The following is a 7,918-nucleotide window of genomic DNA, read 5'->3' as shown; positions in this document are numbered from 1 at the left end:
GATCGATAAATGAATTATATTATTTCATCTGTCAACCATAAAGGGACTATAACAACACCATGAAATCAGTAAGCGAACACAAAAACAGCTGCAAGCATTTTCTGAACAAAACCCGGCAATTAAACAACCAGAACATAATGTAGCTAAAACATTGAAAAGATAGGGGGGTAACACTATGAAAATTGTTCTTTTAGATGGATATGAACTAAACAAAGATTTAAATTGGAAAAGCTTGCAAGAATTAGGCGACTGCACTTTATATGATCGTACACCAGTTAACGATAACGCTGAAATCATAAAACGAATTAAATATGCTGATATCGTCATTACACACAAAACACCGCTAGATCATGAAGTGATTAGCAAAACATCACGATTGAAGTATATCGGAATCATGGGAACCGGTTATGATGTCGTTGATATTGTGAGCGCACACCAGAACAAGGTTGTGGTGACTAACATTCCCACATATGCAAGTGACGCAGTGGCACAATTTACTTTCTCGTTATTATTAGAAGTGACTAGCCAAGTTGGATTGCATAATCAGCTTGTTCATGAAAACCGGTGGGCACAGGCTCCTGATTTTACTTTTTGGGAAAAACCGCTATTAGAATTAAAAGGAAAAACTTTAGGACTAATCGGTTATGGCCATATTGCGCAAAAAGTTGCTAAAATAGGACACGCTTTTTCTATGAAAGTTATTTTCTATAATCATCGTCCTAAAAAGGTTCCTGAATCATGGATTCAGCAGGTTTCATTTGATGAACTATTAAGGCAATCTGATGTGCTTAGTCTGCATGTGATCCAAACACCAGAAACAATTGATTTAATTAATAATGATACGATTGCCAAAATGAAAAATGGGGTTATTATATTGAATACGGCCCGAGGCAAATTGGCTAATGAATCGGACATCAAGAATGCCTTGAATGAAGGCAAAATTTATGCCTACGCCACTGATGTTGTTAAAGGGGAGCCCATTGCTAGTGATAGCCCATTATTACAGGCCAAAAATTGTTATATTACCCCACATATTGCTTGGGCACCATATGAGACAAGAGAACGGTTGTTGCATATGACTGTTGATAATATAAAAGCATATTTATCAGGAGATCTGAAAAAGATAGGTGCAGGCTATCTTCTCTTTTTTTGTCTGTATATAAAAATGTTACCAATATATGTTCACGAAGTGAACACCTATCAGTACCAAATATTGTAGAACCAAAAGTCTATTGAACATAAAATCCCCCTGTCAACCTTTAGCTGACAGGGGGATTTTCTTGATAAAAAAACTAATTTTCTTTTAATGAGTAAGCATGTTTGAGCATCAATGGTGCAAGTAATGTTGTCAGAATAATTGCTGTGATTATGGCTGAATAATATTCAGAGGACAGTAAGTGAGTACTATAGCCAATTTGTGCGATAATCAAAGCCATTTCACCGCGGGACACCATGCCGGCACCGACAATGTAAGAATCTTTCCAGGTAAAATGGGCCAATTTAGCTCCTAAACCAGCGCCAACTAATTTTGTCATGGTTGCTAAAATTGTTAGTAAAGCGATGAATAAAAAGTCATCAAGAAAGCCATCAAACGACATTGAAAGACCAATGCTAACGAAAAAAACAGGAATAAAGATGGCGTAGCCAATCGGTTCAATGTTTTGCTCAACCTCGTGCTTTACACTAGTTTGAGAAATTGCAATTCCTGCAAAAAAAGCGCCAACGACTGAACTGAGCCCAATTGAGTCCGCCACTAATGCCATACCTAAGCACAAAATAAGTGCCACAATTGTTGGCCCCCCTGGAATGAATAATCTCTTTCCAATTTGGGCTAAGAAAGGTGCCAGAAATTTAACCACGAAATAAATAGCGATAAAAAACACAATTTGGCTTGCAAAAGTGAACAACAAATTACTGCTAGCTGCTGCACCTGCTTTTGTTCCTAGCAAACTGACCATTACACTTAAAATCACCACGGCCAAAACATCGTCGACTACAGCTGCACCAAGAATAGTTGCTCCCGCTTTTCCGTGCAGACCATCTAATTCCTTTAAAACTGCAACTGAAATTGAAACTGATGTTGCTGCAAAAATGACACCAATAAAAATACTTTCTGTTTGGTCTAGTTTAAAGGCAATGCTTAAGCCATAAACTACCAGAACTGGAATGATGACTCCTAGTGAGGCCACCAGAATACTTGGTCGCAAATATTTTTTTAATAATTTGAGGTCACTTTCCATTCCAGCACTGAACATCAAAATGATTACTCCAATTTCAGAAAATAGGTGGGTAAATTCATCACCCTTGATCCAACCAAAAATAGCTGGACCAACAATAATTCCAACTAGTAATTGTCCCACCACTGCAGGTAATCCGATTCTGACACTGTAATGACCAGCAATCGTGGTAGCAATTAAAATTAAACATAGTTCACCAATTGCTTGCATTAATTTTTTCCTTTCAACAAAAAATAAAAAGCCCAAACTTCAAGACTTTCTCACACCCCTGAGAAAGTAAAGTCCTTGAAGCTTGCGCCAACCGATTTGTCCTATTCATTTACTAGTTAAACATTACCATAGTTCCACCTAGCTGTCACATGCTTAGACTTTTTGTGTGGCTGGGGTTGATTAAATTGGTAGTTGAAATAAATGAAAAACAACTTATAGCATGGCATTAATCATTACACATTATTTGACTTATACCGAATATTTTTGTAATAATAGATCCAATTCGTTTTTTTGCGTATATCGCATAACCGGTCATTTTAAATATGTTTGTTTTCAAAATGAAAGCAACGCTAAATGTAACTGAATTTAACTAAAGGAGGATGCATGACTAAAAAAGTTGAAGTAAAAAATTTAACCAAAATATTTGGGAAACGTAGTCCGCGCGTCAAAGAATTAATTACACAGGGCAAAACAAAAGCAGAAATTCTAGAACAAACAGGTGCTACTGTCGGGGTTAATCAAGCTAATTTCCATGTTAATCAGGGCGAAATTTTTGTAATTATGGGATTATCTGGTAGTGGTAAATCGACTCTGATTCGAATGATAAATCGGCTAATTGAACCAACTCAAGGAACGATTTCTATTGATGGGCAGGACCTAATGACACTCAATAAAAAAGAGTTACGCGAAGTGCGCCGACAAAAGATGAGTATGATCTTTCAAAACTTTGCGTTGTTTCCTAATCGCACTATTTTGGAAAATACTGCCTATGGTCTTGAAATTAAGGGTGTCGAAAAAAATGTTCGGGAACAAAAGGCCCATGAAGCGTTGGAGTTAGTCGGGTTACATGGCTACGATCATCAATTTCCACAACAGTTATCTGGTGGAATGCAACAACGAGTTGGTTTAGCTCGTGGCTTAGCTAATGATGCCGAAATTCTGCTCATGGATGAAGCTTTTTCTGCATTGGATCCATTAAATCGAAAAGACATGCAGGATGAATTGCTCGATTTACAAGAAAAAATGCATAAGACAATTATCTTTATTAGTCATGATTTGAATGAAGCCCTTAGAATTGGTGATCGAATTTTGATCATGAAGGATGGTGTGATCGTTCAAACCGGGACCCCTGAAGATATTTTGACCCATCCAGCCGATGATTACGTTAAACGATTCATTGAAGACGTGGACCGGACAAGAGTCTTAACCGTGGCCAATGTCATGATTCGTCCTAATACAATTAACATTGACAAGGATGGGCCCCGGCTGGCACTACGACGGATGCAAGAAAATGAAATTTCGTCCGTTTATGTGGTCGATAGTGCGCGTAAATTTGTTGGCTTTGCGGATGCCAAAGATGTTGTTGGCCTGATTAGAAAAGAGAGTCGTGATCTCAGATCGGTCGTTCAAACTAGTGTCCCGACCACTCATCCCGACGTGCCAGTTAACGACTTAATGGATAAACTATCAAGTACCCCAATTCCGTATGCTGTCCTTGATGACGATCACCATCTAGTCGGAATTATTGTGCGTGGTGCCGTGTTAGGTGCCATTGCCGGAAATGGAGTGGCACAAGAATGACAATTTTAATTAGCAAGTTACCATTGTCTGACTGGGTGAACTCATTTGTCACTTGGTTGACGCAATTTACAGGCTTTTTCAATGGGATTACAAGTTTTATTGGTGGAATTGTTAATGGCTTTCAGTGGGTATTTGATTTGTTACCCGTCTGGTTGTTCATTGTGATCGTTTTGGCGATTACTTGGTATGCAACTCGCCATGGTAAAAAATGGGGACTGTTACTTTTTGAACTAGCTGGGTTGCTATTAATTTGGAACTTAGACTATTGGCGTGATATGACACAAACTTTGACGCTGGTCCTTACCTCGAGTTTGATTGCATTAGTAATCGGGATTCCGTTAGGTATTTTAATGGCTAAAAGTCATACATTTGAAGCAATTATGAAACCTATTTTGGATTTAATGCAGACTATGCCAGCCTTTGTTTATTTGATTCCAGCAGTGGCATTCTTTGGGATTGGAATGGTTCCGGGTGTTATTTCATCAGTAATTTTCGCGATGCCACCAACAGTACGAATGACTAACTTAGGAATTCGTCAGGTACCGGTTGATTTAATTGAAGCAGCTGATTCATATGGATCCACTAGCTGGCAAAAATTAATTAAAGTGCAATTACCATTAGCAAAATCAACTCTAATGGCTGGGGTAAACCAGAGTATGATGCTGTCATTATCAATGGTGGTTATTGCATCAATGATTGGTGCATTAGGTCTAGGAACCCAGGTTTACTTCGCTGTGGGGCGTAATAATGCCGGTAATGGATTTACTGCTGGTCTGGCGATTGTTATTTTAGCCATTATTTTAGACCGCATTACACAAGCATTTAATCGTGCGAAACACTAGGAGGTAACTATGACACGTAAACTAAGAATTTTAGTAGTTGGATTGTCACTGTTGCTTCTGACGATCGGGTTATCCGCTTGCAGTAGTAAACCTGCTGCATATAACCCACATAAGAAGTTAGGTCCGCAGATTAACTATACGATTACAGGAATTGATGCGGGTGCTGGTGAAATGGGCGCTGCGCAAAAGGCACTGACTGCCTATGGCTTGAAAAGTAAAAATTGGCAGTTACAAACTAGCTCTACCGCCGCAATGACCAGTACATTGGATAAAGCAATCAAAAATCACCAAGCAATTGTAATTACTGGGTGGCAACCACACTGGATGTTCACCAAGTATCCAATAAAATTTTTGAAAGATCCGAAAAATGTTTTTGGTAAAACAGAGAATTTGCACACCATTGCTAGAACCGGTTTCAAACATGACAATCCTGGCGCTTATAAACTATTGTCACAGTTTCATTGGACTAAATCAGAAATGTCTGAAATTATGTTGAAGGCTAACGATGGGCAAGATCCTGCAAAAGCGGCGAAGAACTATATTAGCAAACATCCAAAACAGGTGGCAAAATGGTTGGCTGGGGTTCCTGAAGGTCATGGAAAAAAGGTCAAACTAACCTACGTTGCCTGGGATTCTGAGATTGCTTCGACTAACTTAGTCAAGCAATTATTAGACAGCAAGGGCTACGATACGACGATTCAGTCACTGGAAGCACAGCCGATGTGGGCTTCAATCGCGACTGGAGCGGCGGATGCGTCTGTTTCAGCTTGGTTACCAACAACACACGGATTGTATGCTAGACAGTACAAGGGTGAGTTTGTTGATGTGCGGGTGAATTTGAAGGGTGCCAAAACTGGTTTAGCCGTGCCAAAGTATATGAAAAATATTAATTCGATTGAAGATCTAAAAAATAAATAACAACAAAGTTGAAGCTTGAAATTTACTTCAGCTTTTTTATTTACTTTTAAAAAGTTACATTCTAGTGGCTGGAGTGGTACGCTAAACTTTATAATAGTTGAATTAAACAGAAAGAAGAGTGATTGTGATGTCAATTTATGATTATGACGTTACCTCGGAAGATGGTAAAAGCTATTCAATGGAAAAGGGGTCTACACTTTCTGGTGTTGAGAAATAATCAGCACTGAACGTTGGATTGAAGTCAATATTTGAGACAGGTTTTAAGAGACATTCAGAACCGCGTTTACCTTCCACAGCTCAAATAAATCATTAATCGCGATTAATAACTTATTTGAACCCTGGAAAGCATTAAATCAGGCGGCCATTTGGCTCGTAAGTGTTGCAATTTCAACTTGTAAGGGGGTCTGGTAGCCCAGTGAACTATGAATTCTCTTCCTATTGTAGAAAGCATGCACATATTCAAAAAGGACGGCAGCGGCAGTTTCATAATCTTCAAAGACCGGCACTGGATAAACACATTCCTTTTTGAGGGAAGCATGAAAAGATTCCATTGGTGCATTATCGTATGGACACCCCTTACGGCTGTAAGAGTGGCGGATATGTAGTTCTGTTAACCGTTGGTTGTAATCATCGCTGGTGTACTGTGATCCTAAGTCTGTGTGGATAATCAGGTCCCCAGTAATGGTTCGATTTTTAACCGCGCTTTCAAGGGTCTTTAAGACTAAATCAGTAGCCATCTTTTTTGAGAATGAATAGCCGATAATTCGTCTTGAGTGCAGATCCATGATGGTTGATAAGTAACACCAGCCATTACGCTTCGTTTGAATATAGGTCATATCAGCGGTCCATTTTTGATTTAAACCAGTGGTCGAGAAATCCTGCTTAAGCAAGTTGGGACGCTGTTCAACCTTGGTTTTGGAAGCCGAAGCCGCTTTCCATTTATTGACGGTAACGGAGTGGATATCCAGTTCCTTCATGAGCCGGGAAATCCGTCTTGGGCTGCACCGACGCTGCAGTGGTTGAAGTTCCAGATTCAATTCATGGTGGATCTTCATAACGCCGTATCGCTGCTTGAATTCCGCAAAGATCCGTAGAATCCATTGTTTTAAGTCCGCATCTTCGGCCCGGCGTTTTGAAGGCTTGGGGGATCGATAACGATAATACTGAGCTCTGGAAACACCGAGGATTCGGCACATCTTAGTTACCTGGTGGTGATGGCTTTCTTGGTGAATGTAATCAAAAATATTGGTTACTTCTGCGCAAGGAAGCCCAGGGCTCTTTTTAGGATTTCGTTCTCCTCAGACAGGGAAGCCAGCCGCTTTTCCATCGCTTTAATTTCGTCTGGCGATTTACCGGATTGAGTTTTGGCTTGGCCCTGGATCCACTTATGAACGGTTGAATAGCCAATGCCATATTCTCTGGCCAGTTGGGCAGCTGATTCGCCTTGCTTATATAGGTTGATGATGCTTTGTTTGAATTCTTTGTCGTAACGAGTTGGCATGTAAAAATTCCTTCCTTTTGAGAGACGATTTATTCATTATACGCTCTCTTAAAAGTTGTCTCAGGAATCAGCTTACATCCAAAGTGAGCATTGTGAAGTAAAGTGAGTTAAAACATGGACAGATGCCTCACAACGTTAGGTAGTCGAACGATCCTTAGTTGGTTAGAGAACTGTCGGCAACTTTTGGGGAATTTTGAGCATCCATTAACCATTAGTCTGCAAATGGTCGTTTTGGCGTTCCTAGCACTGTTATTAAAAATAATTTTAGAATACAAGAGGACAATTACGATGACAATACATGCTTGGAAAATAAAGGGAAAAGGTGGGAGTGATCATGATATAAAATCATATGAATTTTTTATTAAAAACCATTGTGTCTCATGTGGATGGTCATTTTCAAATGTTCCTGGGAGAGAGAAAATTAACACTTTTGAAGACTATAAGGAATTTTGGAATAAACAAATAAAAGGGCACCATTGGAATTCTAAATGGGGCTATCAAAGCGTACATCAGTTGTTTGAAAATGTCAGAAAGGGGGATTTTATTTGGGTCAGATGCAATGGTATATATTATGCGCGCGTTTTATAATTAAGTTAGCCACCCAGCCAAAATGGTAAAAAAAAGACACC

The 7,918-nt window shown here is 39.4% G+C and carries 7 protein-coding genes and 3 pseudogenes; 7 read left to right on the top strand and 3 right to left on the bottom strand.

Features of this window, described 5'->3' with window-relative positions; all coding sequences use genetic code 11:
- Positions 1–55: 55 nt before the first annotated feature.
- Both EKM80_RS15085 and EKM80_RS14195 read left to right on the top strand, forming a co-directional pair.
- A pseudogene (locus tag EKM80_RS15085) lies at positions 56–163 on the top strand (LtrC-like protein); the annotation flags it as partial.
- A gap of 12 nt (positions 164–175) precedes the next feature.
- Positions 176–1,126: pseudogene (locus EKM80_RS14195) on the top strand (D-2-hydroxyacid dehydrogenase); the annotation flags it as partial.
- A gap of 166 nt (positions 1,127–1,292) precedes the next feature.
- Here EKM80_RS14195 and EKM80_RS14190 read toward each other — a convergent pair.
- Positions 1,293–2,447, bottom strand: coding sequence for a cation:proton antiporter (locus EKM80_RS14190; protein ID WP_125554294.1), 1,155 nt, complete (start codon positions 2,445–2,447; stop codon positions 1,293–1,295).
- 384 nt (positions 2,448–2,831) lie between these two features.
- On the opposite strand from EKM80_RS14190, the gene EKM80_RS14185 reads away from it, so the two are divergent.
- From EKM80_RS14185 to EKM80_RS14175, 3 genes are read left to right on the top strand one after another with little or no spacing between them, the layout of a single operon-like run.
- Positions 2,832–4,028, top strand: a complete 1,197-nt coding sequence (locus EKM80_RS14185; RefSeq protein WP_125554292.1) for a quaternary amine ABC transporter ATP-binding protein — start codon at positions 2,832–2,834, stop codon at positions 4,026–4,028.
- Entirely contained in the window at positions 4,025–4,870 is an 846-nt protein-coding gene (locus EKM80_RS14180; protein ID WP_044010985.1) for an ABC transporter permease, read from the top strand. Before EKM80_RS14185 ends, EKM80_RS14180 begins: the two co-directional genes overlap by 4 nt.
- A 9-nt stretch (positions 4,871–4,879) precedes the next feature.
- Entirely contained in the window at positions 4,880–5,788 is a 909-nt protein-coding gene (locus tag EKM80_RS14175) for a glycine betaine ABC transporter substrate-binding protein (protein WP_125554290.1), read from the top strand.
- Positions 5,789–6,141: 353 nt separating this feature from the next.
- Here the strand turns inward: EKM80_RS14175 and EKM80_RS14165 are convergent, their stop codons facing one another.
- On the bottom strand, positions 6,142–7,020 hold the full coding sequence (locus EKM80_RS14165; protein ID WP_263853752.1) for an IS3 family transposase: 879 nt from the start codon (positions 7,018–7,020) through the stop codon (positions 6,142–6,144).
- A gap of 17 nt (positions 7,021–7,037) precedes the next feature.
- Positions 7,038–7,289 carry a transposase gene (locus EKM80_RS15150; RefSeq protein WP_125554286.1) on the bottom strand — a complete coding sequence of 84 codons (252 nt, stop codon included), beginning with the start codon at positions 7,287–7,289 and terminating at the stop codon, positions 7,038–7,040.
- Between the two features lie 159 nt (positions 7,290–7,448).
- Here EKM80_RS15150 and EKM80_RS15080 point away from each other — a divergent pair.
- Together EKM80_RS15080 and EKM80_RS14155 are read left to right on the top strand one after the other, a co-directional pair.
- A pseudogene (locus EKM80_RS15080) lies at positions 7,449–7,547 on the top strand (IS5/IS1182 family transposase); the annotation flags it as partial.
- Positions 7,548–7,577: 30 nt separating this feature from the next.
- Entirely contained in the window at positions 7,578–7,877 is a 300-nt protein-coding gene (locus EKM80_RS14155; protein WP_125554284.1) for a hypothetical protein, read from the top strand.
- Positions 7,878–7,918 lie beyond the last annotated feature (41 nt).

Source organism: Loigolactobacillus jiayinensis (genome assembly GCF_003946445.1).
Lineage (GTDB): Bacteria > Bacillota > Bacilli > Lactobacillales > Lactobacillaceae > Loigolactobacillus > Loigolactobacillus jiayinensis.
This window is presented reverse-complemented; position numbering and strand designations above follow the sequence as displayed.